The organism is Sphingomonas degradans, from assembly GCF_053502645.1.
Window position 1 is genome coordinate 3,023,945 of sequence record NZ_CP177172.1, and the last position, 26,012, is coordinate 3,049,956.

The following is a 26,012-nucleotide window of genomic DNA, read 5'->3' on the forward strand; positions in this document are numbered from 1 at the left end:
AAGAATCAGGACAACGCCCCCCTCAAGCCGCGATCGGCACGCGCCCCGCTCCTTCGCCATCCTGCGCATCGGGCCAGTCGGTGCGCCGGGCGACCCAGGGGTTCGCGAACAGCGCGGGCAGTTTCAGGAACAGCAGTTCCGAATGGATGAAGCCGTCGATCGCCCGCTCCCACCATTTCGAGTCGCGCTTGCCGTTGGCGGTCAGCCAGCCGTCATAGGGTGCCCAGTGGCTCGGTTCGTCCCGCTCGATGATGGCGAAGATGCGCATCAGCGTCTTGTCGCCGCGCACCACCGGGTGGTTCAGCAGGACGTGGACCTGCCGGTGCCCGCGCTTTTCGGTCAGCGCGATGACGCGGCACAGCTTCTCGAACTGGGCATCCTCGGCGATGATCCGGTCGGTGTCGAGCGCGTCGATGGCGCGGCCGAACATGATTTCGACGAAGCGGTCGATATGGCCGCAGGTGCGATCGACGCGCAGCGGCATCACGCCGCGCAGCTCGAACCAGCGCTTGAACATCGCATAGTGCTTGCGCTCGTCCGCCCGGTGCTTTTCGATCGCGGCGATCAGCGCGGTGTTGCCGGGTTCGCGCACGCGCACCGCGTCCAGCACCCGGTCGATGCTCGTATAGCCGCGATGCTCGTTATACAGGTAAATCGAGCCGAGCAGGTCGAGATACCGGGTGCGCAACGCGGTCCACATCGCCGGACGCTAGGCCCGGCCCGGGGGCACGTCAACGCGGCCCCCGGAGCGGGAAATCAGGCGGCGACCAGCGCCACGTCGTAGTGCGCCGTGGTCTTGGCAGCGACTTCCGCCTCGGTCACGCCGGGGGCCAGTTCGATCAGGCGGAAGGGGCTGGCATGGTCCACGCGCTGGAACACGGCGAGGTCGGTGATGATCATGTCGACCACGTTCTTGCCGGTCAGCGGCAGCGTGCATTCGGGGATGAACTTGGGGCTGCCGTCCTTGGCGTTGTGCTCCATCACGACGATGATCTTCTTGACGCCCGCGACCAGGTCCATCGCGCCGCCCATGCCCTTGATCATCTTGCCCGGAATCATCCAGTTGGCGATGTCGCCGCCCTCGCTGACTTCCATCGCGCCGAGCACGGTCAGGTCGATATGCCCGCCGCGGATCATTGCGAAACTGTCCGACGAGCTGAAATAGACCGAGCTGGGCAGTTCGCTGATCGTCTGCTTGCCGGCGTTGATGAGGTCGGCGTCTTCCTCCCCTTCATAGGGGAAGGGCCCGATGCCGAGCATTCCGTTTTCCGACTGGAGCGTGACCTCGACCCCGTCGGGAATGTGGTTCGCGACCAGCGTGGGGATGCCGATGCCCAGATTGACGTAGAAGCCGTCCTGAAGCTCGCGCGCCGCGCGGGCGGCCATTTCGTCCCGGGTCCAGCCCTTGCTGTCCTGCGGCATCATTTCTTCTCCTGCGGGTCCGTCCAGCGCACGTCTGGCGGAAATATCTCGTCGAGGCTGCCCTTGAGCCCGGTGCCATAGACCGGGTTGGGCAGCAGGAACCATCCCGCCCCCCACAGCGGCGCAAGCGGGGTTTCGCTCACGCTGTTGCGGCGCGCGCGGACCGACTGGGCGGGGGCGTTGAACAGATCGGTGAAGTCGCCCAGCTGGTCGCCCGCCATCGCGACGATGCAATAGCGCTCGGCGATCTTGGCACGGCGGGCATCCTTGCCGCTGCCGTCGCCATCACCGCGCAGCCACAGCGTGTCGCCCAGCACCGCCGGCCCGAGCCCGGCATGGGCAAGCGCCGCGACCGTCTGGTCCGCGCTGGAGACGGCGCGGTTGGAATTGAAGATCACGGTGTAGCCATCGCGCCGCAGCGCCGCCAGCGTCTCCGCCGCGCCGGGCACTGCCGCCACCTTGTCCGCGCCGGTCTGTTCCCAGCGCGCCCAGCGGGCGGGATCATAGGCGCCGCCGCGCGTCACCGAATCCGCTTCATAGCCCAGGTTGAGCAGCGCGGTTTCATCCACGTCGAGCACGATCGCCAGCGGGCGGGGGCCGCAGCGGTCGAACTTCGGGTTTTCGATCGTCGATCCGGGCGAGAGCACGACCGAGCGGGCATCCTGCTTGTCGCGCAGATAGCCGATTTCCATCCGGAGATAGTAATACATCGCCTGATAGGCCTGGACACTCAGCGCCGCCGCTTCGCCGGAGCCGTAGAGATACTGCATCTCCGGCGGGCTCTTGGCTTCCGCCGCGCGCGGGGGTGCGACGGTGCCGTCGGGCGCGGGCAGCGCCTTCATATCGGTGATGCGCACCGTGCCGGTGGGCGTTGTGACGACCTGCCCGGCGGCAGACTTGGGCCGCTTGGCGCGTTTGCGGGCGTTGCTGTCCTGGCTCGACTTGAAGAGCCCGGCCGCAGCCACGGCGGGCACCGCCGCCGCGACACAGCCCGACAGCAGCAGCGACGCTACCCCGGCGCCCAGCGCCAGCCGCACCGGCCCCGTCGTCACGCCGCCTCGCGCGGCCGGGTGGTGCGGAATTCGATCTTCTTGTCGTACGGCGCGCCGACGATCAGCCGCTTCACATAGATGCCGGGCAGATGGATCTGGTCGGGGTCGAGCGCGCCCACGGGCACCACTTCCTCGACCTCCGCCACGCAGACCTTGCCTGCGGTCGCCATCGGCTGGTTGAAATTGCGCGCGGTCTTGCGGAAAATCAGGTTGCCGGCTTCGTCGGCCTTCCACCCCTTGATGATCGACACATCGGCGCGGATGCCGCGTTCGAGGATATAGTCCTCGCCGTCGAAACTCTTCACTTCCTTGCCCTCGGCCACCTTGGTGCCGACGCCGGTCTTGGTATAGAAACCGGGGATGCCCGCCCCGCCCGCGCGGCAGCGCTCGGCCAGCGTGCCCTGGGGACAGAATTCCACTTCCAGCTCGCCCGACAGATACTGGCGCTCGAATTCCTTGTTCTCGCCGACATAGGACGAGATCATCTTCTTCACCTGGCGGCTGCGCAGCAGCTTGCCGAGGCCTTCATTGTCGATGCCGGCATTGTTGCTGGCGATCGTCAGGCCGGTGACGCCCGAAGCCTGGATCGCATCGATCAGCCGTTCCGGGATGCCGCACAGGCCGAAGCCGCCCGCGCACAGGGTCATGCCGTCGAACAGCAACCCTTCCAGCGCTGCAGCGGCGTTGGGGTAGAGCTTGTCCATGCGCGATTCTCTCTCCTGCTTCGCCGCGGCGATAATCCCGCGCGCGCCGGTGCGTCAAGCAAAGCTGAATGGTGGTTCAACTTTGTGTGCGTTTTTTGCAATTGCCCGCCAAAGGTCTGCATGTGGGACTTTTTGGTCACACTTTGGTATGTAATTGAACTGACATATTGCGCTGCGGAACCGGAGGCTTACGTAGCCCCTCGGATGGCCATCCGACCGAACAGTATAAAAGTCCACAGAGTAGGAATTTCAATGCGTATTCTCGCAACCATGGCGCTCGCCCTGACGGCAGCCGCAACCCCCGCGCTCGCACAGGATGGCCAGTTCTCGGGTCCGCGCGCCGAAGTCGTCGGCGGCTGGGACCATGCGCGCAGCGACGGCGAGAGCCAGAGCGGCTTCACCTATGGCGGCGCCATCGGCTATGACCTGCAGCGCGGCACCGCCGTGTTCGGCGTCGACGGCGAAGTCACCGGCTCGACCACCAAGGATTGCGTCGCGAACAGCTGCATCAAGGCAGGCCGCGACCTGTACGCAGGCGTCCGCGCCGGCGTGATCGCAGCGCCGAACACGCTGCTGTACGTCAAGGGCGGCTACACCAACGCGCGCTTCATCCTCGACACGCCGACGATCCACGACGGCGAGAACCTCGACGGTTTCCGTCTGGGTGCGGGCGTCGAGCGCAGCTTCGGCAAGGCCTATGGCAAGATCGAGTATCGCTATTCGAACTACAGCCAGGATTTCGAGCGCCACCAGGTGCTGGCAGGGATCGGCTACCGCTTCTGATTGTCCGCGTATCTGGACCAGTTGAAGGAAAGGGCCGCGCGGCATGGCTGCGCGGCCCTTTTTTCATGCGCCGATCCGCGGCTGGGGCGCCGTTCCGGCATAGCTGTGGGCGGAAACGCGCACGCCCGCGGCGCGCAGCGCGTCGGCACGGTCGCGCATCCCGACCGAAAGCGTGACCTGCTCCAGCCGGATCGATTCGGCAAAGGCGGGCTCCGCCTCGACCCGCGCGATCCATGCGGCGGTGCGCGGCCAGCGCGACGGATCGACAGTAAAGCCCGCGAGCAGCGCGTTGCGGAAGAAGGCGGCGATGGTGATGTCCGCCGTCATCATCGTGCCGAACAGAAAGCCCTGCGCCGGGGCCTGCGCCTCGATCCAGTCGAGCGTCTCCGGCAGTTCGACCGCGTGGATACGCGCGATCGCCTCTGCATCGGGTTCGCGGCCATAGACGCGGGGCGCGACCTTGGTCGGGAAGAACAGCCGCCAGATCACGACATCGCCCAGCCGGCTGTCGGCATATTCCTCGATCCAGCGCGCGCGGGCGCGATCGGCCGGATCGCGCGGCAGCAATGGCGCGCCCGGATAGGCTTCGTCGAGATATTCGCAGATGACGGTCGAATCGTTGAGCACCAGATCGCCGTCGATCAGCACCGGTATCCGCCGCAAGGGGCTGATCCGCGTGAAATCGTCATTGCCGAAAAAGGGCACGATCGGGTCCATTTCATAGGCAACCCCCTTCAGCGCGAGGGCGACGAATACCTTGCGGGCATAGGGTGACACAGGATTACCAACGATCAGCATGGCGACAGGGCTACCCGAACCGCCCCGCCCCGGTCTAGGCTTGCGCCATGACTGCGAAACGTACCGGGGGCCGGATCCTCGTCGACAATCTGGTGGCACAGGGCTGCGACCGCATTTTCCATGTGCCGGGCGAGAGCTTCCTCGCCGTGCTCGACGCTCTGCACGACACGCCCGAAATCGACGTGGTGACGTGCCGGCAGGAAGGCGGCGTCGGCTTCATGGCATGCGCCGATGGCGCGATGACCGGGCGGCCGGGCATCGCCTTTGTCACGCGCGGGCCGGGGGCGACCAATGCCAGCATCGGCGTGCACGTCGCGATGCAGGATTCGCAGCCGATGCTCCTGTTCATCGGCGACGTCGATCGCGGGATGCGCGACCGCGAGGGATTCCAGGAAGTCGATTTCCCCGCGATGTTCGCTCCCCTGGCCAAATGGGCGACGCGGATCGAGGATGCCGCGCGCATCCCCGAATATGTCGCGCGCGCCTGGAACGTCGCCACGCACGGGCGCCCCGGCCCGGTAGTGATCGCGCTGCCCGAGGACATGCTGTGCGACGTGGTGGAGGCAGTGGACCGCCCGCCTTTGCCCCGCATCAGCCAGGTGCCCGATCGGCACGCGCTCCACGCCATGGCGGCATTGCTCAAACAGGCCGAGCGGCCGGTGGCGATCGTAGGCGGCGCGGGCTGGACGCCCGCTGCGGGCACGGCGTTCATCCGCTTTGCCGAGCGGATCGGCCTGCCCGTGGCCACCGCGTTCCGCCGGCAGGATGCCGTGCCGGTCCACTCGCCCGTCTATGCCGGCAATCTCGGCTACGGCCCCAACCCCAAGCTGGTGTCGCGGATCAAGGGCGCGGACCTGATCCTGGCAGTCGGCGCGCGGCTGGGGGAGGCGACCACCGATGGCTATACGCTGATCACGCCCGACCATCCCGGCCAGACGCTGGTGCATGTCCACCCCGACCCGAGCGAACTGGGCCGCGTCTATCGCGCCGATGTGGCGATCTGTGCCGACATGGCCAGCTTTGCCGCCGCCGCGACGATGGAGGATGTGTCACCGGTGCGCGGCGATGCCGCCGCCCATGCCCATGCCGAATGGCTGGAATGGTCCACCCCCAACCCGCGCGAGGGCGTGACGCTGGACCTGGGCCAATGCGTGGCAGCGATGCGCGCCGCGATGCCGGCGGACACGATCATCTGCAACGGCGCGGGCAATTTCTCGGGCTGGTGGCACCGCTACTGGCACTATGGCCCGCAGCCGAGCCAGCTGGCCCCCACCTCGGGCGCAATGGGCTATGGCCTGCCCGCCGCCGTCGCCGCCGCGCTGCGCGCACCGGAGCGCGCGGTGGTTGCGCTGGCCGGGGACGGCGATTTCCTGATGAACGGACAGGAACTCGCCACCGCCGTCCAGCATGGCGCCAACATCCTGGTCATCGTCGTGGATAACAGCGCCTATGGCACGATCCGCATGCACCAGGAGCGCGAATATCCCACGCGCCTGTCGGGCACGACGCTACGCAACCCCGATTTCGCCGCGCTCGGTCGCGCCTATGGCGCCTGGGCGGAGACGGTGGAGACGACCGACGCCTTTGCCCCGGCGCTGGACCGTGCGCTGGCACAGCCGGGGGTGAAGCTGCTCCATCTGAAGACCGATGTTGAGATCATCACGCCTGCGACCACGATCGCTGCGATCCGGAGCCGCTGAAGCGCGAAATTTTATCCACATATATGAAGCGATTGCCGGCCAATCGCACCACCCCGGCCCCCGCCCGCTCTATAAGGAGAAGGACTGAGGGAGGGATTTGTGGCCTGGAGTAATGTGCACATCGGGAAAGAGGGCGACCGCGTCACCATAGACGGGGTCCGCCTGTGGAAAACCGAATGGCGCTGGCAGAATGCAAAGACGATTCCCCTGCCCAACCCGCTCGAACCCGGACAGCTGCATTCGTTCATGATCTGTGAGGCGGGCAATACCCGCCAGCCGGCGCGCTTCGCCGCGTGCAAGCTGCACGGCGACCTCTGGGCCTTTTACGTCCAGGATTGACCGCGCACGCAAAAGGGCCGCCCCGCATCTGCGGAACGGCCCTTTTCAGGTTTGTACTGCGAGGCGTCAGATATCGTCGCCGAGCGCGCCCTTTACCTTGCCGGCGACCTGCTGGCCCTTGCCCTTCAGCTCCTGCGCAGCGCCTTCGTCGCGGGTTGCCGGATTGTCGCTGTGCTGCTTGGCCTTGCCAATCGCCTCATTGACGTTGCCCTTGATCTTGTCGGTGAGTTCACCCATGATTTCAAGCTCCTGCAGGCGGATCGGCGCGGTGCGCGCCAGCAAGTCCGGCCTTGGGGATAGAACGGCCCATGCCGGGAGAGGGTTCCGCGATGCCCGATCGAATCGGCGCCCATTATGACCGGCATGCCCATGCGTTCGACGATGCCCGCCGTTCGCGCTTCGTCGAACGCGGCTGGCTCGACCGGATGTTGCTGGCGATGCCGAAGCGCGCGCGCGTGCTCGATCTGGGCTGCGGCGCGGGGGAGCCGATCGCGCGCTATCTGATCGATGCGGGGCACAGCCTGACCGGCGTGGACGCATCGGAACCGATGATCGCGGTCGCCCGCACGCGCTTCGGCCGCCACCACTGGCTGTGCGCGGACATGCGCAGCGTCGCGATCGAGGGGCCGTTCGACGGGGTGCTGGCGTGGGACAGCCTGTTCCACCTGCCGCCCGACGACCAGGCGGCGATGATCGCGCGCGTCGCCGGCTGGCTGGCGCCGACCGCGCCCTTCCTGTTCAACACCGGCCCCGCGCGGGGCGAAGCGATGGGATGCCAGTTCGGCGAGCCGCTGTACCACGCCAGCCTTGCGCCGGAGGACTATCGCGCGCTGTTTGCCGCACACCGACTGATCGAAATCGCCTTCACCCCCGAAGACCCCCATGCCGGCGGGCGATCGGTGTGGCTGGTGCGGAAAGCGCGGTAACCCCTACCCGCCCGTCACCCGCGACAGGAACGCCAGCACGGCCTTCCATGCCGGTTCGGCGCCGTCGGGGTTCTTTTCGCGCAGCAGCGTGGACGAGCCATGGATGCCGCCGGTCTTGGGCACGAACTGGGTCTTGTCCTGGGCCGGCGACGCCGCGACCACTGCGCGGGCGGCGTCGATTTCCCTGCCGTCCTGTGCCGAGGTGACGAACAGCGGCGCCGTCACCTTGGCCGCCGAGCGCGCGACCAGACCCTTGTCGTCGAAATATTCGCCGGGGGAAAAGGCCAGCACGCCCTTCACTGCATCGCGGCGTTCGGCAGCGACGATCAGCGCGAGCGATGCCGAATAGCTGCTGCCCCACAGGAGCACCGGCAGCTTTTGCAGCCCCGCCCAGTCGAGCGCGGCCTCCACGTCCTTTTGCGCATCCAGGTAGGACGCGGCCTTGCCCAGCGCCTTGACCGTCTCGTTGCCGCCGAACATCGCGCCGCCCGCGCGCTGGTCGATCCGCAGCGTGGCATAGCCCACCTGCGCGAGCCGGGGGGCGATCAGCGCATATTCGTCCTTGCCCGAATCCGCCTGGTGGAACAGCAGGATCATCGCCCTGGGCTTTTCGGGGCGCGTGACCACGCCCGCGATCTTCACCCCGTCCGCCGCCGTCAGCGTGACCGGCGCGGCGGAGATCATCCCCGCATTGCCCATCGCCGCCTGTTCGGGCGCGGCGTGGCAGGCACCGAGCGCGAGCGCGGCGGCCAGGGCGATGCGGCGCATCAGATCAGCCCGGCGAGCGGGCTGGACGGATCGGCATACATCCGCCGCCCCATCCGCCCGGCGCGGTACGACAGGCGCCCGGCCTCGACCGCCGCCTTCATCGCCGCCGCCATCAGCACGGGGTCCTTCGCCTCGGCGATCGCGGTGTTCATCAGCACGCCGTCGCAGCCCAGCTCCATCGCCACCGCCGCATCGGATGCGGAGCCGACGCCCGCATCGACCAGCACCGGCACCTTGGCGCCCTCCACGATCAGGCGGATCGTGACGCGGTTCTGGATGCCCAGCCCCGAGCCGATGGGCGCGCCCAGCGGCATGATCGCCACCGCGCCCGCATCCTCCAGCCGCTTCGCCGCGATCGGATCGTCGACGCAGTAGACCATCGGCTTGAAGCCTTCGTTCGCGAGGATTTCGGTGGCGCGCAGCGTCTCGACCATGTCGGGATACAGCGTGCGCGCCTCGCCCAGCACTTCCAGCTTCACCAGATCCCAGCCGCCGGCTTCGCGCGCCAGCCGCAGCGTGCGGATCGCCGATTCGGCATCGAAACAGCCGGCGGTGTTGGGCAGATAAGTGATCTTCTTGGGATCGATATAGTCGGTCAGCATCGGCGCGTTGCGGTCCGACACGTTGACGCGGCGCACCGCGACGGTGACGATTTCCGCGCCCGATGCCGCGACCGCCGCCGCGTTATGCTCGAAATCCTTGTACTTGCCGGTGCCGACGATCAGGCGCGAGCGGAAGGTCTTGCCCGCGACGGTCCAGCTATCGGCATCCACCGGCGCGCCATGATCGCCGCCGCCGACAAAGTGGACGATCTCCAGCTCGTCGCCATCCGCGACGATGACCGCGCCCAATGTCGAGCGCGGCACGACCTCCAGATTGCGTTCGACCGCGATCTTTTCGGGGACCAGCCCCAGTTGCTCGGCGAGCTGGGCGATGCTCAGTCCCGCAGTGATACGCTTGTGTTCGCCGTTCACGACGATGCTGACGGTGCCGTCGGTGTGCATGAGGGTCCTTGGAATATTTGATCGGGGACGCAGCCTCATATAGGGAGGGCGCCGCTCCGCCCGCAACCGAAAGGCTTGGCCTTGGCCGAAACGATCTTTGTCCTGAACGGCCCCAACCTGAACCTGCTGGGCCTGCGCGAGCCGCATATCTATGGCACCGACACGCTGGACGACATCGCCGGACAGCTGGAGGACCGTGCCCAGGAACTGGGGCTGGAGATCGACCTGCGCCAGTCGAATCACGAAGGGCATCTGGTCGACTGGCTCCACGAAGCGCAGGCGCGCGGTGCAAAGGCGGTACTTCTCAACGCCGCAGCTTTCACGCATACTTCGATCGCGTTGCACGATGCCATCAAGAGCATCACGACGCCGGTGATCGAAGTGCATCTGTCCAACCCGCATGCACGCGAGGAATTTCGTCATATCAGCTATGTGGGTCGCGCGGCGCGCGGCACCATCGTTGGTTTTGGCGCGCTTTCCTATCTGCTTGCGCTTGAAGCCGCGGCACGCATCTGACACAGGGCGCGGTTTCATCCTTCAAGAAGGGTCGCAATGGCCGACGAACTTAAACAATCGGGCGCGATGCAGGTCGATATCGACCTGGTCCGGCAGCTTGCCGCAGTGCTCGACGACACCCAGCTGACCGAAATCGAAGTCGAGGACGGCGAACGCCGCGTCCGCGTGGCCCGCACCGTGACCGCCGCGCCGGCGGTGCACTATGCGCCCGCCCCGGCGGCGCCCGCCCCCGCAGCGGCTCCCGCCGCCGCGCCGCTGGCGATCGAAGCGGCGGCGCCCGTCGCGCTGAACGCTGTGAAATCGCCGATGGTCGGCACCGTCTATCTCGCCTCGAACCCCGAAGCGAAGAACTTCGTGTCGATCGGGCAACAGGTCGCCGCCGGCGACACGCTGCTCATCATCGAAGCGATGAAGGTGATGAACCCGATCCACGCGCCCAGCGCCGGCACGGTCAAGGCGATCCTGGTCGAGAACGGCCAGCCGGTCGAGTTCGACCAGCCGCTCGTCGTGGTCGAGTAACGGCGCCACCATGCCCGAAATCAAGAAGCTCCTGATCGCCAATCGCGGCGAGATCGCTTTGCGCATCCATCGTGCTTGTCACGAAATGGGGATCAAGACGGTGGCGGTGCACTCCACCGCCGACGCCGACGCCATGCATGTGCGGCTGGCGGACGAGGCGATCTGCATCGGGCCGCCTGCGGCTGCGGAAAGCTATCTCAACATCCCGCGCATCATTGCAGCGGCCGAGATTTCGGGCGCAGACGCGATTCACCCGGGCTATGGCTTCCTGTCCGAGAATGCGCAGTTCGCCGAGATCGTCGAGGCGCACGGCATCATCTTCGTCGGGCCCAAGCCCGAGCATATCCGCACGATGGGCGACAAGATCGAGGCGAAGCGCACCGCCGGCGCACTCGGCCTGCCGCTCGTCCCCGGATCGGATGGCCCGATCAGCGACCTGGCCGAGGCCAAGGCGATCGCGGCCAAGGCCGGCTATCCGGTCATCATCAAGGCGGCATCGGGCGGCGGCGGTCGCGGCATGAAGGTGTGCACGAGCGAGGACCAGCTCGAGACGCTGATGCAGCAGGCGGGCAGCGAGGCGAAGGCCGCGTTCGGCGACGCCACCGTGTATCTGGAAAAGTATCTCGGCAATCCGCGCCACATCGAATTCCAGGTGTTCGGCGACGGCAACGGCAATGCGATCCACCTGGGCGAGCGCGACTGCTCGCTCCAGCGCCGCCACCAGAAGGTGCTCGAAGAGGCGCTGTCCCCCGCCATCACCCCCGAGGACCGGGCGGAAATGGGCGCGATCGTATCCAAGGCGATGGCCGATATGGGTTATCGCGGCGCGGGCACGATCGAATTCCTGTGGGAAGACGGGAAGTTCTATTTCATCGAAATGAACACCCGGCTCCAGGTCGAGCATCCGGTGACCGAGATGATCACCGGCATGGACCTGGTGCGCGAACAGATCCGCGTCGCCGAAGGCCATCCGCTGTCGGTGCGCCAGGAGGAACTGGAATTTCGCGGCCACGCGATCGAATGCCGCATCAATGCCGAAGACCCGAAGACCTTCGCGCCTTCGCCCGGCAAGATCACGCATTTCCATGCCCCCGGCGGCATGCATGTGCGCGTCGATAGCGGCATCTACTCCGGCTATCGCATCCCGCCTTACTATGATTCGATGATCGCCAAGCTGATCGTCTATGGCCGGACGCGCGAAAGCTGTCTGATGCGGCTGCGCCGCGCGCTGGAGGAATTCGTGATCGAGGGCGTCAAGACCACGATCCCGCTCCACCAGGCGCTGCTGGACGATCCCGAGTTCCAGCGCGGCGACTATACGATCAAGTGGCTCGAGGAATGGCTGGCCAAGCAGGCTGCGGAATAACCCGGTTCGCCCTGCGCGTGTCGCAGGGCGACCCGGCTTTGGGTGCACTCGCCCCATTCTGCGCCGTCATGCTGAACTTGTTTCAGCATCCATCGGGCAACAGGCGAGACTCTCGCCCGGTGGAGGGTTGGCCCCTGAAACGAGTTCAGGGTGACGGAAGGTAGAGCCGTCACCGCGTTCGTCAAAACGGAATTTGCGCATGAAGGCCACGCTCTACCACAATCCCCGCTGCTCGAAATCGCGCGAGGCGCTGGCAATCCTTCAGGAGGCCGGCGCCGACGTGACCATCGTCGAGTATCTGAAGACGCCGCCGAGCCGCGACACGCTCGCCCGCCTCTATGCGCGTGCGGGCATGACCGCGCGCGAGGGGCTGCGCACCGCCGAGACGGAGGCGAAGGCGCTGAAGGGCGCCGACGACGACGCCATCCTCGATGCGATGGCCGCGAACCCGATCCTGATCGAGCGCCCGCTGGTGGAAACCGACAAGGGCGTCCGGCTGGGCCGCCCGCCCGAGAAGATTCGCGAGATCCTGTGAGCAGGATCGTCCGCGCAGGCACCAATGCGTGGCGCATCGAGCCCGCCGAGCGCGTGTCGATCATCGTCGATGCGGAGGATTATTTCCGCGCCGCGCGAGACGCGATGCTGGAGGCCAAGCACCAGATCCTGTTGATCGGATGGGATTTCGACGCGCGCATCCGGCTGGCCGATCGCTCCGATCGCGTGCCCGAGGCGCCGGAACATGTCGGTCCCTTCATCACCTGGCTCGCGCACCGCAATCCGGCGCTGCACATCTATCTGCTGCGCTGGGACATGGGCGCGCTCAAGACGTTCCTGCGTCCGCGCACGCTGGCGACGACGCTGCGCTGGATGGCGCATGGCCGCATCCATCCGAAGCTCGACAGCACGCACCCGACCGGCGCGTCACACCATCAGAAGATCGTGGTGATCGACGATTGCCTGGCGTTCTGCGGCGGGATCGACATGACTGCCGGGCGCTGGGACACGCGCGCGCACCGCGACGACGATCCCCGCCGCGTCGGCCCGGACGGCAAGCCCTATATGCCGTGGCACGACGCGACCACCGCGCTCCAGGGGCCGGTCGCCGCCGCATTGGGCGATCTGTGCCGCGAGCGCTGGGCACTGGCGGGCGGCAAACCCATCGCGCCGCCGCCGCCGCGCGGCCAGTGCTGGCCCGAAAGCCTGGAGCCCGACTTTACCGACGTCCCCGCCGCCATTTCGCGCAGCCAGCCCGATTTGCCCGACGTGGCGCCGATCCGCGAGATCGAGGCGCTGTACCTCGATCTGATCGCCGCCGCCCGCCACGTCATCTACGCCGAGAGCCAGTATTTCGCGTCGCGCCGCATCGCCGAGGCGATCGGGCGCCGGCTCGCGGAGACCGATGGCCCCGAAATCGTCATCATCAATCCCGAACAGGCCGATGGCTGGCTGGAACAGATGGCGATGGACACCGCCCGCGCCCGGCTGTTCGAGGCGCTGCACCAGCGCGACCCGCACGGGCGGCTGCGCATCTATCACCCGTTCACCGCCGAGGGCGCGCCGATCTATGTCCATGCCAAGGTGCTGGTGGTCGACGACACGGTGCTGCGCGTCGGCTCGTCGAACTTCAACAACCGCTCGCTGCGGCTCGACACCGAATGCGACGTGACGATCGAGTGCGAGGCGCCGGGCGCGGAGAACAGCGCGCGCATCCGGGCGATTCGCGACGGCCTGCTCGCCGAGCATCTGGGGTGCATGCCCGAGGACGTGGCGGCGGCGATCGAGGCCAAGGGGTCGCTGATCGCGGCGATCGAATCGCTGCGCGGCGGCGCTGGGCGCACGCTGCGGCCGTACGAAGTGCCCGACCTTGAGGGCGTGACCGCGTGGCTCGCCGATAACGAAGTGCTCGACCCGGAGAATCCGGAGGATTTGTTCGAGCCGGTCGCCAGCGGCGGGCTGTTCCGTCGCCTGCGCAAGCCGCGCGGCTAAAGGCGCCTCAGCGCGGCACCCACTCCTCGGTAATGTCCTGCTTGGTGCCATAGAGCTGCGCCGGGCGGCCGTTGCGGCAGGCGATATCCGCGGTGATTCGTACCCAGCGCGTCGCGCCATCAGGGCGGCAAATCCGCGCCTCGAACGTGAAGCTGCTCCCCCGCGCAATCGCATCGGCACGGAGCACCGCCAGCGTGTCGCGCGATTCGGGCGCATAAAGCTGTACGATTCCCTGCCGGTCGAGCCGCGATCCGGGCGCGATGCCGAAAATGTCGTACACGGCGGTGGACCAGCGTAGCGAGTCGTCGGCGAGGTCGCATTCCCAGGTGCCGGCCAGCGGCACCTCACGCGCCACGCTGAAATAGTCGGCGCCGGGAATGGGCGCGCTCTGCACCGCGTGTCTCCACAGCGATGGAATCGAGGGGAACTGCATATCCCCCCATCGCAACGCGCGCTTAACGCCGCGTTACCGATAGCGCCGCCAGCACGCACCAAATCCGCGACAGGCGGGTGACGCGCGCCGCAGACATCGCTAAGGGCACGCGCATGACTCAGATCACGCCCGAGACCGTGGCCGCGCACGGCCTTTCCCCCGAAGAATATGCGCGCGTGCTCAGCGCCATGGGCCGCGAGCCCAACCTGACCGAACTGGGTATCTTCTCGGTCATGTGGTCCGAGCATTGCAGCTATAAATCGAGCCGCATCCACTTGAAGAAGCTGCCGACCGAAGGCCCCCAGGTCATTTGCGGCCCCGGCGAGAATGCCGGCGTGATCGACATCGGCGACGGCCAGGCCGCGATCTTCAAGATGGAGAGCCACAACCACCCGAGCTACATCGAGCCCTATCAGGGTGCGGCGACCGGCGTGGGCGGCATCCTGCGCGACGTGTTCACGATGGGCGCCCGCCCGGTGGCGAACATGAACGCGCTGCGCTTTGGGCGGCCCGATCATCCCAAGATGAAGCACCTGATCGCCGGCGTCGTCCATGGCATCGGCGGCTATGGCAATTGCGTCGGCGTGCCGACGGTGGGCGGCGAAGTGAACTTCCACCCCGCCTATGACGGCAATATCCTGGTCAACGCGATGACCGTGGGCATCGCCGATCAGGACAAGATCTTCTATTCCGCCGCATCGGGCGTGGGCAATTCGATCGTCTATGTCGGGTCGAAGACCGGGCGCGACGGCATCCACGGCGCCACCATGGCATCGGCCGATTTCTCGGACGAGACCGAGGACAAGCGCCCCACCGTGCAGGTCGGCGATCCCTTCACCGAGAAGCTGCTGATCGAGGCGTGCCTGGAGCTGATGGCATCCGACGCGATCGTCGCGATCCAGGATATGGGCGCGGCGGGGCTCACTTCGTCGAGCGTCGAGATGGCGTCCAAGGGCGGCGTCGGCATCGAGCTTATCATGGACGACGTGCCCCAGCGCGAAACCGGCATGACGCCGTACGAGATGATGCTCTCCGAATCGCAGGAGCGCATGCTGATGGTGCTCAAGCCCGGCCGCGAGGATTTCGCCGAGGCGATCTTCCGCAAATGGGAACTGGATTTCGCGGTGATCGGCCACGTCACCGATACCGGCCGCATGGTGCTGAAGTGGAAGGGCGACGTCGTCGCCGACATCCCCCTCGCCCCGTTGGCCGACGAAGCCCCGCTGTACGATCGCCCGCATGTACCGACGCCCAAGCGCGCCGAGCTGACCGACGTGCCGGAAACCACCGACATCGCCGCCGACCTGCTCAAGCTGATGGCATCGCCCGACATCGCCAGCCGGCGGTGGATCTGGGAGCAGTATGACCACATGGTCGGCGCCGACACGGTGCAGCGCCCGGGCGGCGACGCCGCCGTGGTGCGCGTCCATGGCACGCAAAAGGGGCTGGCGATCACCACCGATTGCACCCCGCGCTATTGCTTCGCCGACCCCGTGGAGGGCGGCAAGCAGGCGATTGCCGAGGCCTATCGCAATCTGTCCGCCGTCGGCGCGACGCCGCTGGCCGTGACCAACTGCCTCAACTTCGCCAACCCCCAGCGCCCCGAGATCATGGGCCAGCTGGTCGGGTGCCTGGAGGGCATGGGCGAGGCGTGCCGGACGCTCGATTTCCCGATCGTTTCGGGCAACGTGTCGCTGTACAACGAAAGCAAGGCGACCGGCGGCGGCAGCGCGATCCTGCCCACGCCCGCGATCGGCGGCGTGGGGCTGCTCAAGGATTATACCAAGAGCTGCACGATCGGCTTCAAGGGCACCGGCGACATCATCATCGCGCTGGGCGAGCGTTCGGGCCATCTGGGCCAGTCGATCTGGCTGCGCGAAATCCATGGCCGCGAGGACGGCCCGCCCCCGCCCGTCGACCTGATGATGGAGCGCCGGCTGGGCGCGTTCGTCCGCAAGGCGATCTGTGGCGGCGCGATCACGGCGTGCCATGACGTGTCCGACGGCGGGCTTGCCGTGGCGCTGGCCGAAATGGCGCTGGCATCGGGGATCGGCGCGATCATCGACCAGCCCCAGCCCTTTGGCATTGCCGGCAGCTTCTTCGGCGAGGACCAGGGCCTGTATGTCGTCACTGTCGCGGACGAGGCGCTGGCCGATTTCCTCGTCGCCGCCGACAATGCGGGCCTGGCCGCCGACCCGATCGGTCGCACGATCGCCAGCCGGCTGATCTTCGAGCTGGAAGACGGCGATTTCTGCGTCGACCTGACCGACCTGCGCAATGCGCATGAAGGCTTTTTCCCCGCACTGATGGGCAGCGACGCCGCGCTGGCGTGAAACCCGCCTGCACACGGCGTCCGACGGGCGCCGTGTGCAATAGGGAATACAGCGGGTTACCCCGCGTCCGATTCGCAGTACCATGGCTGTGGAGGTGACGCGCATGACGGGTTATTCGGAAACACCGCTTGCCAGTAAGCTGGGCCTCAAGCCGGGCATTCGCTGCTGGTTCCACAACATGCCCGACAGCGTCCGCGCGGCGATCGAGCCCGAGACGCTGTCGATCGACGAACAGTCCAGCGCCTCTGACGGACTGCAATGCGCGCATCTGTTCCTGACCGAGCGGGACCGGCTGGAGCGTGAGCTGACGGCACTGCGTCCGTTGATGGCGCAGAACGGTTTCATCTGGATATCCTGGCCCAAAAAGGCCGCCAAGGTCGCGACCGACATCACCGAGGACGTGGTCCGCGAAGTCGCGCTGCCGATGGGGCTGGTGGATATCAAGGTGTGCGCGGTGGACGATGTGTGGTCCGCGCTAAAACTGGTCGTCCGCAAAGCGTTACGCTGACCCTCCGGAGAAGTGCGGACTGGCCGGTCTGATCCGGCGCTGGCATGATCGCCGCTCTGGGAGTGTGCATGGGCGATCATCCGGCTGTCCCGTGGCAGCCCTATTCCGCAATGACCGACGCCGAACGCACCGCTCGCGCGGAAGCGTTTGCCGCGCATATGCGCCTGCGCCACAGCTGCCGCCAGTTTTCCGACACCCCCGTCCCGCGCGCGGTGATCGAAGCCGCGATTGCGGCGGCGGGCTCTGCGCCCAGCGGCGCCAATCGCCAGCCCTGGCACTTCGCCGTGATCGAATCGCCCGAGGCAAAGGCCGCGATCCGCATTTCCGCCGAGGGCGAGGAACGCCGGTTCTACAGCGGCGCGGGCGGATCGGAATGGCTGGGCGCCATCGCGCCGCTCGGCACCGGCGCGGACAAGCCGTATCTGGAAATCGCCCCCTGGCTGATCGTCGTCTTCGCCAAGCGCCGCGAGGGCGAGAGCGAAGGGATGCAGGCAGCGGCGACCAACTATCACGTCACCGAATCGGTCGGGATCGCCTGTGGCCTGCTGCTCGCCGCGCTGCATCAGGCGGGGGTGGCGACGCTGGTCCATGCGCCCAATCCGATGCGATTCCTCAACCGCATCTGCGAACGCCCGCTGGACGACCGCCCATTGATGCTGATCGCGATCGGCCATCCCGCGCCCGACGCGACGATCCCCGCCTTTGCGCTGCAAAAGAAGACGCTGGAGCAGATCACGACCTGGCTGTAGCGCTGGCGTCCCATGCCCGGCACCGCACCCCCGCTCCTGTCCGCCGCGACCGTCCCCGGCGGTGACCGCTTCCTGTCGCTGGACGTGGTGCGCGGCGTGGCCGTGCTCGGCATCCTGCTGATGAACATCGTCCATTTCGCGATGCCGCTTGCCGCCTATAGCAACCCGCGCGCCTATGGCGGCTGGCACGGGGCCGATCTGGCGGCCTATCTGATCAATTTCGTCCTGTTCGACGGGAAGATGCGGGGGCTGTTCTCGTTCCTGTTCGGCGCATCCATGCTGCTGGTGATCGAGCGGGCGGCGGCGAGCGGGCGCAGCGTCGCGCGCGTCCATTATGCGCGCATGGGGTGGCTGCTCGTCTTCGGGCTCGCCCATCTGTGGCTGGTTTGGGACGGCGACATATTGGCGCACTATGCTCTGGTCGGGATGCTTGCCTTTGGATGCCGCCGATTGCCGGTGGAGCGCATGGTATCGCTGGGCATCGTCGCCGCAGCACTAACGGCACTTTTCTTCGCGCTGATGGCAGTCGCTGCGTGGCAGCTCGCCCTGCCGGTCAGCGATCCGCAGCAGGCCGCAGCCAATGCGCGCGAGCTTGCCGGGCTGGCCGAGGGGCTGGGGGTGCCGTCGGCGCAGGAAATCGCGCGCAGCCTGGCCGAGTATCGCGGGGACTATGCCACGATCCTGCGGACCCGCTTTCACGAGGAACTCGCGACTCCGCTCGGCGTGCTGACGCTGCTCGGCCCCGAGACGCTGGGCTATATGCTGTTCGGCATGGCCGCGCTGCGCAGCGGGATGCTCACCGGCGCCTGGCCGCGCGAACGGTATCGCCGCTGGCTGCGGATCAGCTGGGGGATCGCCCTGCCCGGCTATATCGCGCTCGCGGCCTATATGGTGGCGGCGCAGTTCAGCCTGTTCTCGGTCGCGCTGGCGGCACTGGCGCTCGCCTCGCCGCTGCGCCCGCTGATGATCGTCGGCTGGATCTGCCTGATCCTGTTGCTGGTCCGCCCCGGCGGCCGGCTGACCGCGCGGATCGCGGCGGCGGGGCGCATGGCCTTTACCAACTATCTGGCGACCAGCCTGATCTGCACCACGATCTTCTATGGCTATGGGCTGGGCTGGTACGGGACGCTGTCGCGCTGGCAGCTCTATCCGGTCGTCGCGCTGGTGTGGGCGGCGATCCTGCTATGGTCGCAGCCCTGGCTCGCGCGCTTCCGCTTCGGGCCCCTCGAATGGCTGTGGCGCAGCCTGTCGCGGGCGCGCGTCGAGCCCTTTCGGATCGTACGCAGCACGCCATAGCTGCGAATGCGTCGCAATACCCTTGCACATATCGCGCGGACCGCATAATTGTTGCGAACGATTCGCGAGGGTTTCCATGGTCGTCTGCGTTTGCAATGCTATCCGGGAAAAGGATGTCCGCCAGGCCGCGCGCAGCGGCGCCACCAGCGCCTGTCAGGCGTATCGCGCGCTGGGGATGCAGGCGAAATGCGGGCAGTGCGTCCCCTTCGCCCGCGAGATCATCAACGCCGAGCGCGCCGCCGCCTGATCGCCCTTGCGGGCTTTCCGCAGTTTTCCTGAACGCGATTTGGGGCTAGGGCTGCATCCACAACCACAAGGATGCAGCGCATGAAGGGCGACCCCAAGGTCCTCGAATTTCTGAACGAGGTCCTCAAGAACGAACTGACGGCGATCAACCAATATTGGCTGCATTACCGCATGCTCGACAATTGGGGCGTCAAGAAGCTCGCCGAGCTGGAGCGCCACGAATCGATCGACGAGATGAAGCACGCCGACAAGCTGGCGGAGCGCATCCTGTTCCTCGACGGCCTCCCCAATTTCCAGCTGCTCGGCCGCCTGCGGATCGGCGAGACGGTGGAGGAAATCCTGCGCGCCGACCTGGCCGTGGAAGTCGAGGCGATCGCCATCCTGCGCGACGCGATCCAGCATTGCGAGAGCGTGCGCGACTATGTGAGCCGCGACCTGTTCGCCGACATCCTCGAGAGCGAGGAAGAACATGTCGACACGCTGGAGCGCCAGTTCGACATGATCGCGCGGATGGGGATCGAGAATTACATCCAGCTCAACAGCAAGGCCGAAGACCCGAGCTGAAGGGGCAGGAGCCGGGGCGCTTCTTTGATCCTCCCCCGGAGGGGGAGGGGGACCAGCCGCAGGCTGGTGGAGGGGTAGTCTCCGCATGCTTCCCGGCCCAAAGAAGTTACTTGTCAGAACACCCAGGGCCAGCGACTCCGCGCAGATAATCCTGTCTGAGCCGGACGCCGCGATCCGCCACATCGTATTTATCGCCTGCGGAGACTACCCCTCCACCGGCTTCGCCGGTCCCCCTCCCCCTCCGGGGGAGGAATGAGCGCGGCTTCGACAGTCCGCTTTACGAACCTACGACTTAGATCCCCGCAGCGGGGCGCTTGCCAAACACTGCGGGGCGCCGGGCGACCAGCGGGTTCGCCTCGCGCTCCAGCAGCGCCAGCGTGGCATCGAACAGCGGACGCAGCCGTACGACATGCTCCAGCGCGTCGCTGGGGGTGTCGTGCCGCTCGACGCATCCTCGGGCCAGTGTCTCAATCAGTTCGGCCAGATCGGCCAGCGGCTCGGCGCCGAACTGGCCGGCATTCCCCTTCAGGCTGTGCGCGGGCAGCACCAGCGCCGTGGCATTCTGGGCGCGCATCGCCTCTTCGATCTGGGCGAGCGCCTTGATGCCGTCTTCGCGGAAATAGCCGAGGATGCGAACGAAACTGGCGCCAAGCTCCGCCCGGGCCTGCGAAAAGCGAGCCCAGTTCACTAGCGGAGCGCCGCCAAATGTCGCGTCCATCGCAGACTCCCGACCCGAACAACTAGCCTTGATCTAGGCCAATTGCGTAAACAGGCCGTTGATCTACGACCCGCGATTTTTACGATTTATCGTGGTCGAACGGGTTCTTGGGCGCGCGCAGCGTCAGTCGGACCGGCACTGCGCCGAAGTCGAATTCGCGGCGCAGGCTGTTGATCAGATAGCGCTGATAGCTGACCGGCAACAGGTCGACGCGCGTGCCGAACAGGATGAAGCTGGGCGGGCGCGACTTGTTCTGCGTGACGTAACGCGGCTTGATCCGCTTGCCGCCGGGCGCGGGCGGCGGATTGGCCTCGATCGCGCGCTCGAACCAGCGGTTGAGCTGGCCCGTCGTGATGCGCCGCGACCATGCCTCGCGCGTTTCGAACGCGACTTTCATCAGCACGTCGAGCCCCTTGCCCGTCGCCGCCGACACGGTGAGCAGGGGCACGCCCTTCACCTGCGCCAACCCCTCGTCCAGCGCGCCCTTCACGCCGTTGAACAGCTTCGACGGGTCTTCGGCCACGTCCCACTTGTTGAGCGCGATGACGAGCGCGCGGCCTTCCTGCAGGACGCGATCGGCGATCTTGAGGTCCTGCACCTCGATCCCGCGCGTCGCATCCAGCAGCAGCACGACGACTTCAGCGAAATCCACGGCGTGGAGCGCATCGGCGACCGACAGCTTCTCCAGCTTTTCCTGGACGCGCGCCTTTTTGCGCATGCCGGCGGTGTCGATCAGCCGCACGGCGCGGCTCTTGCCCTCGCCATCGGTCCATTGCCAGTCGATCGCGATCGAATCGCGCGTGATCCCGGCTTCGGGCCCGGTGATGAGGCGATCCTGGCCGAGCAGCTTGTTGATGAGCGTCGATTTGCCCGCGTTCGGGCGGCCGACCACCGCCAGCTTCAGCGGCGCATCGGGAGATTCGGGGTCTTCCTCGGGCTCGTCCTCGACATCCTCGCGATCGATATGCGGGCGCAGCGATTCGAACAGGTCGACCAGCCCCTCGCCATGCTCGGCGGAAAACGGGATGGGATCGCCCAGCCCCAGCGCCATCGCCTCAAGGATGCCCGATTCGCCCGCCCGGCCTTCGGCCTTGTTGGCCATCAGCACGACCGGGCGATCGGTGCTGCGGAGCCAGCGGGCGATTTCCTCGTCCAGCGGCGTCACGCCCGCGCGCGCATCGATCAGGAACAGCGCGACGTCCGAATCGGCCACCGCCGCCTCGGTCTGCGCGCGCATCCGGCCGGGCAGCGTCGCCGCGTCCTCGTCCTCATAGCCCGCCGTGTCGATGATGCGGAAATCCATGCCGAGCAGCGTCGCGTCGCCCTCGCGCCGGTCGCGGGTTACGCCGGGCTGGTCGTCGACAAGCGCGAGCCGCTTGCCGACCAGCCGGTTGAACAGCGTCGATTTGCCGACGTTCGGGCGGCCGATGATGGCGACTGTGGGCAGGTGCATAATGCGGTTCTAATCCGGTCAGGCGCGGAAGGGAAATTGCCGGGCCATCAAAAAAAACAGCGGCCGGAGCAGATGCCCCGGCCGCATGCCATGATCGAGAAGACGATCTCAGCGGTAGGCGGTAACCCGCCCCTTGTCGTCGAGCACATAGAGCATGTTGTTGGCGACGACGAGCGGCAGCGTGATCGGCGTCTTGGTATCCATGGTAGACACGACGCTGCCATCCTTGGGCGAGACCGAGACGATCTGCCCGCGCGAATTGGCGAGCAGCAGGCGATCGCCGGCGAGCACCGGGCCGACCCATTCGATTTCGCCCTTCGACTTCTTGGCGTTGCGGAAATGCGGCATCTGCGCGATCCAGCGCACCTTGCCGCTGCCGCGCGACATGCACAGCAGCCGGGCGTCGTCGGTGATGACGAACAGCCACTCGCCCGCCGCCCAGGGGGTGGAAAGCCCCGCGATATTCTGTTCCCACATGCGGTTGCCGCTGGCGATATCCATCGCCACCATGCGCCCGCCCTGGCCGACGGCATAGACGCGGCCCTGGTCGATCACCGGCTCGGCATCGATATCGGACAGCGACGACACCGACGTCGTCATGCTCGACTTCGACAGCACGTCGCCCCACAGCGAGCGGCCATTTTCATAGCGATAGGCGTTGAGTTCGCCGGACGAGAAGCCCGCGATCACGGTGCCCTGCGCCGAAGCAGGCGCCGCCACGCCGAACACGCCCTGCGATTCGAGGCTGGCCGATGCCGTCCACGAAATCTCGCCGGTCTCTTCCGAAAGCGCGAACAGCTGGTTGTCCTGCGTCACCACATAGACGTTGCCGTTGGCCAGCGTCGGCGCGCCGCGCAGCGGGCCGCCCGGACGCTTGCGCCACACTTCCTTGCCGTCCGCCACGGTGAAGGCCACCACGTCGCCCAGCCCGTTGCTGGCATAGGCGCGCTCGCCCTCGACGCTGACGCCGCCGCCGAAGCGCGCGGTCTTGTTGCCCTTCACCGCCACGGTCGCCGCGCGCCACAGCTCGCTGCCGGTATCGGCAGCAAGCGCGTGGACGACGCCATCGGTATCGATCGCAAGCAGGCGGTTGTCGGACAAGACCGGCGATGCGGCCATCCGCTCGCGCTTGGACGGGCGGGCGACATTCGCCGACCAGACGCGCGACAGCGAAGTGCCCAGCGCCAGATGCCCCATCGACTTGGACGCATTGCCGCCCGGCTGACGCCAGCCGTCATTCGCCTCTGCCGGGGGCAGCAGCACATCGACGCTGGCCAGCGTCTTGTCGGTCAGGATGTCGTTTTCCGACATCAGGATCGGCACGCGGTCGCCGAGCACGGGCGTCTTCTTGCCCCCGCCCTTGAACACGCCGCAGCCGCTCACGAGCGCGAGCGCCGCAATCGCGGCCGCCATCCTCACCTTGTTGTTCATTGAGTCTTGGTTTCCTTCGACTGATCGATGGCGTCGACACCCAATACGCCGGCGAGCTGAACCGCCCGTTGACGAATCGATTCGGGGACTTTCTCGCCACCCTGGGCGATCTGGCCATAAAGCTTGCCGGCCTCGGCGCGGTTGCCGGCCTTCAGATAGGCGGCGGCGACCATTTCGCCGGCGGTGCCCAGCCACGGCGAGTTGGGATCGGTCAGCGGCTTGAGCCGCGCGATCACCACATCGGGCTTGAGCGTATCGAATTCGGCGACGGTCTGGCGCACCAGCGCCATGTCGCGATAGGGCTTGGCCACATTGGTATCGCCCGCGATCTGGGCGAACTTGGCGGCGGCGCCCTTGGCGTCCTTTTTCTGGAGCAGCAGGTTGCCCTGGGCGATGCGCGCCATCACGGCATAGCCATTGTCGCCCGACGCAGCGATCTTTTCCAGCTCGGGCGCGGCCTTGTCCGCCTGCCCCTGTTCGAGCAGGCGCATCGTCGCGTCATATTCCTCGCCGCGGGTGCCCGCGAGCACGGTCTGGCGGTGCTGCCAGTACAGGAATGCGGCCAGCGCGATCAGCGCCACCATGATCGCGCCGAGAATCCAGCGCCCATAGCGCTGGAAGAACCGCATCGCCTGTTCGCGGCGATACTCTTCGTCGACTTCGCGCAGAAAGGCTTCGTCAGTCGTGCCGGAGGGAGGAAGCGCCAAAATCTACTCCATGGGTGTCGGTGCGGGGGCGGACCTTAGCCGCGCTGCCGGGGAAGGGAAAGCTTGTGCTCGGTAGACCTTCAATCCCGCGCCGCATAGACCTGATCGGGCCCCGGGAAGGCCCGCGACCGGACATCGGCGGCATAGGTCTCAACCGCGGCGGAAATGCGGCCAGCCAGATCGTCATAGCGTTTCACGAATCGCGCGGTCCGCTCGAACATGCCCAGCATGTCGTCGATCACCAGCACCTGGCCGTCGCACTGCGCGGATGCGCCGATGCCGATGACGGGCACCGATACCGCCGCCGTGATTTCATTGGCCAGCGTTTCCACCACGCCCTCCGCCACGATCCCGAACGCACCGGCTTCGGCGATCGCGCGGGCATCGTCGATGATCTGGGCATGTTCGGCGTTGCTGCGCCCGCGCGCGCCATAGCCGCCCAGCGCGTTCACGGCCTGGGGCGTCAGCCCGATATGCCCCATCACCGGGATGCCGCGCCGGGTGAGGAACTCCACCACCGGCGCCATCGTCGCGCCGCCCTCCAGCTTCACCGCCGCCGCGCCGGTTTCGGCCAGCACGCGCGATGCCGAGGCGAATGCCTGTTCGGGGCTGGCCTCATAGCTGCCGAACGGCATGTCGACGACGACCACGGCATGATAGCTGCCCCGCACCACGGCGGCGCCATGCGCGATCATCATGTCCAGCGTCACCGGCAGTGTCGACGGCAGGCCGTAGATCACCTGCCCCAGGCTGTCGCCGACCAGCAGCAGGTCGCAATGCGCGTCGAGCAGCTGCGCCATCCGCGTCGTGTAGGCAGTGAGCATCACCAGCGGCTCCGCACCCTTGCGGTTGCGGATCGCGGGGACGGTGAGCCGCTTCATCGGCGTCGGCGTGGGGGTGGCGCGGCTGGTCGCGGTGTCGATCGTGATGTGAGACATGGGGGCTCTTTAGCCGGGGCGGACGCGCGGCGCCAGCGGAGGGCGCCGCGACGCACGGCGGAGGCGGCCCTAACCGAGAAAGAAGCGGGGCCCCGGGTCAAGCCCGGGGTGACGGGCTTCGGGGCAAGAGGGCGAGTCCATCGTTTGTCGTTGCAACGCAGCACGTTTTGGGCTGATGCCCGCGCCAACATTTCCGATTCCAAAAAGGACAGGGCACGTGGATCGCAACAAGCTGATCGGATTGATTGCAGTGGTGGCGGCGTGCGGCGCCGGGCTGGCCGTGGCGCGCGCGGGCCAGCCGCAGCAATCCGCCCCCGCCAGCCGCTCGCAGGACGCGGCGTGGCTCAACAAGCAGCAGCTCGCGCTGGCCGAACGCAAGGGCGCCGATGGGTGGCACGCGATGGAAGGCGGGCTGCGCTGGCGCCGGATCAAGGGCGATGGCAGCGGCAAGCACCCGACGGTGAACGACGTGGTGACGCTGCACTATGTCGGCACGCTCACCGACGGCACCGAATTCGACAGCTCGTATGCGCGCGGCGAGCCGGCCACCTTCCCGCTGGGCCAGCTGATCCCGGCATGGCAGCTTGCGGTGCCCATGATGGGCGTGGGCGACACGATCGAAATCGCGACGCCCTCCGACCTTGCCTATGGTCCCGAAGGTGCCGGCCCGATTCCGGGCGGCGCGACGCTGTTGTTCAAGATCGAGCTGCTCGGTATCGGCGGAAACTAACCTGTCTCGCCGGCACCGCGACA

The 26,012-nt window shown here is 66.9% G+C and carries 30 protein-coding genes; 16 read left to right on the top strand and 14 right to left on the bottom strand.

Going from position 1 to position 26,012, the window contains the following annotated elements:
* Positions 1–22: 22 nt before the first annotated feature.
* Genes ACG3SL_RS13750 through ACG3SL_RS13765 form a run of 4 tightly spaced genes read right to left on the bottom strand, consistent with a single transcriptional unit; the run spans position 23 to position 3,178 of the window.
* Positions 23–700, bottom strand: coding sequence for a ferritin-like domain-containing protein (locus ACG3SL_RS13750; protein WP_448661731.1), 678 nt, complete (start codon positions 698–700; stop codon positions 23–25).
* Between the two features lie 56 nt (positions 701–756).
* Positions 757–1,422: a 3-oxoacid CoA-transferase subunit B gene (locus ACG3SL_RS13755; RefSeq protein WP_448665129.1), complete on the bottom strand. Its 666-nt coding sequence runs from the start codon at positions 1,420–1,422 to the stop codon at positions 757–759.
* Positions 1,422–2,474, bottom strand: coding sequence for a 5'-nucleotidase, lipoprotein e(P4) family (locus ACG3SL_RS13760; protein WP_448661732.1), 1,053 nt, complete (start codon positions 2,472–2,474; stop codon positions 1,422–1,424). The genes ACG3SL_RS13755 and ACG3SL_RS13760 overlap by 1 nt, the downstream gene beginning before the upstream one ends.
* A complete protein-coding gene (locus tag ACG3SL_RS13765; protein ID WP_448661733.1) occupies positions 2,471–3,178 on the bottom strand; it encodes a CoA transferase subunit A in 708 nt (235 codons plus the stop codon). The genes ACG3SL_RS13760 and ACG3SL_RS13765 overlap by 4 nt, the downstream gene beginning before the upstream one ends.
* A 252-nt stretch (positions 3,179–3,430) precedes the next feature.
* Here ACG3SL_RS13765 and ACG3SL_RS13770 point away from each other — a divergent pair, with 252 nt between their 5' ends.
* Positions 3,431–3,961, top strand: coding sequence for an outer membrane protein (locus tag ACG3SL_RS13770; protein WP_448661734.1), 531 nt, complete (start codon positions 3,431–3,433; stop codon positions 3,959–3,961).
* A gap of 63 nt (positions 3,962–4,024) precedes the next feature.
* On the opposite strand, the gene ACG3SL_RS13775 is transcribed toward ACG3SL_RS13770, so the two are convergent.
* Entirely contained in the window at positions 4,025–4,759 is a 735-nt protein-coding gene (locus ACG3SL_RS13775; protein ID WP_448661735.1) for a glutathione S-transferase family protein, read from the bottom strand.
* 47 nt (positions 4,760–4,806) lie between these two features.
* Between ACG3SL_RS13775 and ACG3SL_RS13780 the strand changes: the two genes are divergently transcribed.
* Positions 4,807–6,459, top strand: a complete 1,653-nt coding sequence (locus ACG3SL_RS13780; RefSeq protein ID WP_448661736.1) for a thiamine pyrophosphate-binding protein — start codon at positions 4,807–4,809, stop codon at positions 6,457–6,459.
* Between the two features lie 99 nt (positions 6,460–6,558).
* Positions 6,559–6,798: a hypothetical protein gene (locus ACG3SL_RS13785; protein ID WP_448661738.1), complete on the top strand. Its 240-nt coding sequence runs from the start codon at positions 6,559–6,561 to the stop codon at positions 6,796–6,798.
* 66 nt (positions 6,799–6,864) lie between these two features.
* Here ACG3SL_RS13785 and ACG3SL_RS13790 read toward each other — a convergent pair whose 3' ends face one another.
* The gene (locus tag ACG3SL_RS13790) at positions 6,865–7,035 is read right to left on the bottom strand and encodes a CsbD family protein (RefSeq protein ID WP_448665130.1); all 171 of its coding nucleotides are present in this window, start codon (positions 7,033–7,035) and stop codon (positions 6,865–6,867) included.
* A 92-nt stretch (positions 7,036–7,127) separates the two neighbouring features.
* Here ACG3SL_RS13790 and ACG3SL_RS13795 point away from each other — a divergent pair, with 92 nt between their 5' ends.
* Positions 7,128–7,724, top strand: a complete 597-nt coding sequence (locus ACG3SL_RS13795) for a class I SAM-dependent DNA methyltransferase (RefSeq protein WP_448661739.1) — start codon at positions 7,128–7,130, stop codon at positions 7,722–7,724.
* A gap of 3 nt (positions 7,725–7,727) precedes the next feature.
* Here ACG3SL_RS13795 and ACG3SL_RS13800 read toward each other — a convergent pair whose 3' ends face one another.
* A complete protein-coding gene (locus ACG3SL_RS13800; protein WP_448661741.1) occupies positions 7,728–8,492 on the bottom strand; it encodes an alpha/beta hydrolase in 765 nt (254 codons plus the stop codon).
* Positions 8,492–9,496 carry a sulfur carrier protein ThiS gene (gene thiS, locus ACG3SL_RS13805; RefSeq protein WP_448661742.1) on the bottom strand — a complete coding sequence of 335 codons (1,005 nt, stop codon included), beginning with the start codon at positions 9,494–9,496 and terminating at the stop codon, positions 8,492–8,494. The genes ACG3SL_RS13800 and thiS overlap by 1 nt, the downstream gene beginning before the upstream one ends.
* An 81-nt stretch (positions 9,497–9,577) precedes the next feature.
* Between thiS and aroQ the strand changes: the two genes are divergently transcribed.
* From aroQ to ACG3SL_RS13830, 5 genes are all read left to right on the top strand, one after another.
* Positions 9,578–10,012, top strand: coding sequence for a type II 3-dehydroquinate dehydratase (gene aroQ / locus ACG3SL_RS13810; RefSeq protein ID WP_448661743.1), 435 nt, complete (start codon positions 9,578–9,580; stop codon positions 10,010–10,012).
* A gap of 36 nt (positions 10,013–10,048) precedes the next feature.
* Positions 10,049–10,531, top strand: a complete 483-nt coding sequence (accB, locus tag ACG3SL_RS13815) for an acetyl-CoA carboxylase biotin carboxyl carrier protein (RefSeq protein WP_448661744.1) — start codon at positions 10,049–10,051, stop codon at positions 10,529–10,531.
* Between the two features lie 10 nt (positions 10,532–10,541).
* Complete coding sequence (accC, locus tag ACG3SL_RS13820) at positions 10,542–11,897, top strand: acetyl-CoA carboxylase biotin carboxylase subunit (protein WP_448661745.1); 1,356 nt, start codon at positions 10,542–10,544, stop codon at positions 11,895–11,897.
* A 199-nt stretch (positions 11,898–12,096) separates the two neighbouring features.
* On the top strand, positions 12,097–12,432 hold the full coding sequence (gene arsC / locus ACG3SL_RS13825; protein WP_448661746.1) for an arsenate reductase (glutaredoxin): 336 nt from the start codon (positions 12,097–12,099) through the stop codon (positions 12,430–12,432).
* Entirely contained in the window at positions 12,429–13,883 is a 1,455-nt protein-coding gene (locus ACG3SL_RS13830) for a phospholipase D-like domain-containing protein (RefSeq protein WP_448661747.1), read from the top strand. Before arsC ends, ACG3SL_RS13830 begins: the two co-directional genes overlap by 4 nt.
* A gap of 7 nt (positions 13,884–13,890) precedes the next feature.
* Here the strand turns inward: ACG3SL_RS13830 and ACG3SL_RS13835 are convergent, their stop codons facing one another.
* The gene (locus ACG3SL_RS13835; protein ID WP_448661748.1) at positions 13,891–14,277 is read right to left on the bottom strand and encodes a PAS domain-containing protein; all 387 of its coding nucleotides are present in this window, start codon (positions 14,275–14,277) and stop codon (positions 13,891–13,893) included.
* Positions 14,278–14,429: 152 nt separating this feature from the next.
* Here ACG3SL_RS13835 and purL point away from each other — a divergent pair, with 152 nt between their 5' ends.
* From purL to bfr, 6 genes are all read left to right on the top strand, one after another.
* Positions 14,430–16,649, top strand: a complete 2,220-nt coding sequence (purL, locus tag ACG3SL_RS13840; protein ID WP_448661749.1) for a phosphoribosylformylglycinamidine synthase subunit PurL — start codon at positions 14,430–14,432, stop codon at positions 16,647–16,649.
* Between the two features lie 103 nt (positions 16,650–16,752).
* Positions 16,753–17,157, top strand: coding sequence for a hypothetical protein (locus tag ACG3SL_RS13845; protein WP_448661750.1), 405 nt, complete (start codon positions 16,753–16,755; stop codon positions 17,155–17,157).
* 68 nt (positions 17,158–17,225) lie between these two features.
* Entirely contained in the window at positions 17,226–17,906 is a 681-nt protein-coding gene (locus ACG3SL_RS13850) for a nitroreductase family protein (RefSeq protein WP_448661751.1), read from the top strand.
* Between the two features lie 12 nt (positions 17,907–17,918).
* Positions 17,919–19,202 carry a DUF418 domain-containing protein gene (locus ACG3SL_RS13855; protein WP_448661752.1) on the top strand — a complete coding sequence of 428 codons (1,284 nt, stop codon included), beginning with the start codon at positions 17,919–17,921 and terminating at the stop codon, positions 19,200–19,202.
* 76 nt (positions 19,203–19,278) lie between these two features.
* Positions 19,279–19,449, top strand: coding sequence for a (2Fe-2S)-binding protein (locus ACG3SL_RS13860; RefSeq protein WP_448661753.1), 171 nt, complete (start codon positions 19,279–19,281; stop codon positions 19,447–19,449).
* Between the two features lie 80 nt (positions 19,450–19,529).
* Complete coding sequence (gene bfr / locus ACG3SL_RS13865; RefSeq protein WP_448661755.1) at positions 19,530–20,012, top strand: bacterioferritin; 483 nt, start codon at positions 19,530–19,532, stop codon at positions 20,010–20,012.
* Positions 20,013–20,304: 292 nt separating this feature from the next.
* Here the strand turns inward: bfr and ACG3SL_RS13870 are convergent, their stop codons facing one another.
* The 5 genes from ACG3SL_RS13870 to panB form a co-directional block, all read right to left on the bottom strand.
* On the bottom strand, positions 20,305–20,730 hold the full coding sequence (locus tag ACG3SL_RS13870) for an Hpt domain-containing protein (protein ID WP_448661756.1): 426 nt from the start codon (positions 20,728–20,730) through the stop codon (positions 20,305–20,307).
* A gap of 79 nt (positions 20,731–20,809) precedes the next feature.
* A complete protein-coding gene (gene der / locus ACG3SL_RS13875) occupies positions 20,810–22,183 on the bottom strand; it encodes a ribosome biogenesis GTPase Der (protein ID WP_448661757.1) in 1,374 nt (457 codons plus the stop codon).
* Positions 22,184–22,291: 108 nt separating this feature from the next.
* Complete coding sequence (locus ACG3SL_RS13880) at positions 22,292–23,614, bottom strand: PQQ-binding-like beta-propeller repeat protein (protein WP_448661758.1); 1,323 nt, start codon at positions 23,612–23,614, stop codon at positions 22,292–22,294.
* Positions 23,611–24,321: a tetratricopeptide repeat protein gene (locus ACG3SL_RS13885; protein WP_448661759.1), complete on the bottom strand. Its 711-nt coding sequence runs from the start codon at positions 24,319–24,321 to the stop codon at positions 23,611–23,613. The genes ACG3SL_RS13880 and ACG3SL_RS13885 overlap by 4 nt, the downstream gene beginning before the upstream one ends.
* Positions 24,322–24,401: 80 nt before the next feature.
* Positions 24,402–25,259 carry a 3-methyl-2-oxobutanoate hydroxymethyltransferase gene (gene panB, locus ACG3SL_RS13890; protein WP_448661761.1) on the bottom strand — a complete coding sequence of 286 codons (858 nt, stop codon included), beginning with the start codon at positions 25,257–25,259 and terminating at the stop codon, positions 24,402–24,404.
* Positions 25,260–25,476: 217 nt separating this feature from the next.
* Here panB and ACG3SL_RS13895 point away from each other — a divergent pair, with 217 nt between their 5' ends.
* Positions 25,477–25,989, top strand: coding sequence for an FKBP-type peptidyl-prolyl cis-trans isomerase (locus tag ACG3SL_RS13895; RefSeq protein ID WP_448661762.1), 513 nt, complete (start codon positions 25,477–25,479; stop codon positions 25,987–25,989).
* Positions 25,990–26,012: the final 23 nt, after the last annotated feature.

What these genes read in the sequence shown, in the direction of transcription:
- ACG3SL_RS13755 (WP_448665129.1), bottom strand. Translation starts at nt 1,422, where the DNA reads ATGCCGCAGGACAGCAAGGGCTGGACCCGGGACGAAATGGCCGCCCGC.
- accB (WP_448661744.1), top strand. Translation starts at nt 10,049, where the DNA reads ATGGCCGACGAACTTAAACAATCGGGCGCGATGCAGGTCGATATCGAC.
- bfr (WP_448661755.1), top strand. Translation starts at nt 19,530, where the DNA reads ATGAAGGGCGACCCCAAGGTCCTCGAATTTCTGAACGAGGTCCTCAAG.
- ACG3SL_RS13850 (WP_448661751.1), top strand. Translation starts at nt 17,226, where the DNA reads ATGGGCGATCATCCGGCTGTCCCGTGGCAGCCCTATTCCGCAATGACC.
- arsC (WP_448661746.1), top strand. Translation starts at nt 12,097, where the DNA reads ATGAAGGCCACGCTCTACCACAATCCCCGCTGCTCGAAATCGCGCGAG.
- purL (WP_448661749.1), top strand. Translation starts at nt 14,430, where the DNA reads ATGACTCAGATCACGCCCGAGACCGTGGCCGCGCACGGCCTTTCCCCC.
- ACG3SL_RS13750 (WP_448661731.1), bottom strand. Translation starts at nt 700, where the DNA reads ATGTGGACCGCGTTGCGCACCCGGTATCTCGACCTGCTCGGCTCGATT.
- ACG3SL_RS13780 (WP_448661736.1), top strand. Translation starts at nt 4,807, where the DNA reads ATGACTGCGAAACGTACCGGGGGCCGGATCCTCGTCGACAATCTGGTG.
- panB (WP_448661761.1), bottom strand. Translation starts at nt 25,259, where the DNA reads ATGTCTCACATCACGATCGACACCGCGACCAGCCGCGCCACCCCCACG.
- ACG3SL_RS13765 (WP_448661733.1), bottom strand. Translation starts at nt 3,178, where the DNA reads ATGGACAAGCTCTACCCCAACGCCGCTGCAGCGCTGGAAGGGTTGCTG.
- thiS (WP_448661742.1), bottom strand. Translation starts at nt 9,496, where the DNA reads ATGCACACCGACGGCACCGTCAGCATCGTCGTGAACGGCGAACACAAG.
- ACG3SL_RS13880 (WP_448661758.1), bottom strand. Translation starts at nt 23,614, where the DNA reads ATGAACAACAAGGTGAGGATGGCGGCCGCGATTGCGGCGCTCGCGCTC.
- ACG3SL_RS13855 (WP_448661752.1), top strand. Translation starts at nt 17,919, where the DNA reads ATGCCCGGCACCGCACCCCCGCTCCTGTCCGCCGCGACCGTCCCCGGC.
- ACG3SL_RS13870 (WP_448661756.1), bottom strand. Translation starts at nt 20,730, where the DNA reads ATGGACGCGACATTTGGCGGCGCTCCGCTAGTGAACTGGGCTCGCTTT.
- der (WP_448661757.1), bottom strand. Translation starts at nt 22,183, where the DNA reads ATGCACCTGCCCACAGTCGCCATCATCGGCCGCCCGAACGTCGGCAAA.
- ACG3SL_RS13800 (WP_448661741.1), bottom strand. Translation starts at nt 8,492, where the DNA reads ATGCGCCGCATCGCCCTGGCCGCCGCGCTCGCGCTCGGTGCCTGCCAC.
- ACG3SL_RS13795 (WP_448661739.1), top strand. Translation starts at nt 7,128, where the DNA reads ATGCCCGATCGAATCGGCGCCCATTATGACCGGCATGCCCATGCGTTC.
- ACG3SL_RS13860 (WP_448661753.1), top strand. Translation starts at nt 19,279, where the DNA reads ATGGTCGTCTGCGTTTGCAATGCTATCCGGGAAAAGGATGTCCGCCAG.
- ACG3SL_RS13845 (WP_448661750.1), top strand. Translation starts at nt 16,753, where the DNA reads ATGACGGGTTATTCGGAAACACCGCTTGCCAGTAAGCTGGGCCTCAAG.
- ACG3SL_RS13770 (WP_448661734.1), top strand. Translation starts at nt 3,431, where the DNA reads ATGCGTATTCTCGCAACCATGGCGCTCGCCCTGACGGCAGCCGCAACC.
- ACG3SL_RS13775 (WP_448661735.1), bottom strand. Translation starts at nt 4,759, where the DNA reads ATGCTGATCGTTGGTAATCCTGTGTCACCCTATGCCCGCAAGGTATTC.
- ACG3SL_RS13790 (WP_448665130.1), bottom strand. Translation starts at nt 7,035, where the DNA reads ATGGGTGAACTCACCGACAAGATCAAGGGCAACGTCAATGAGGCGATT.
- accC (WP_448661745.1), top strand. Translation starts at nt 10,542, where the DNA reads ATGCCCGAAATCAAGAAGCTCCTGATCGCCAATCGCGGCGAGATCGCT.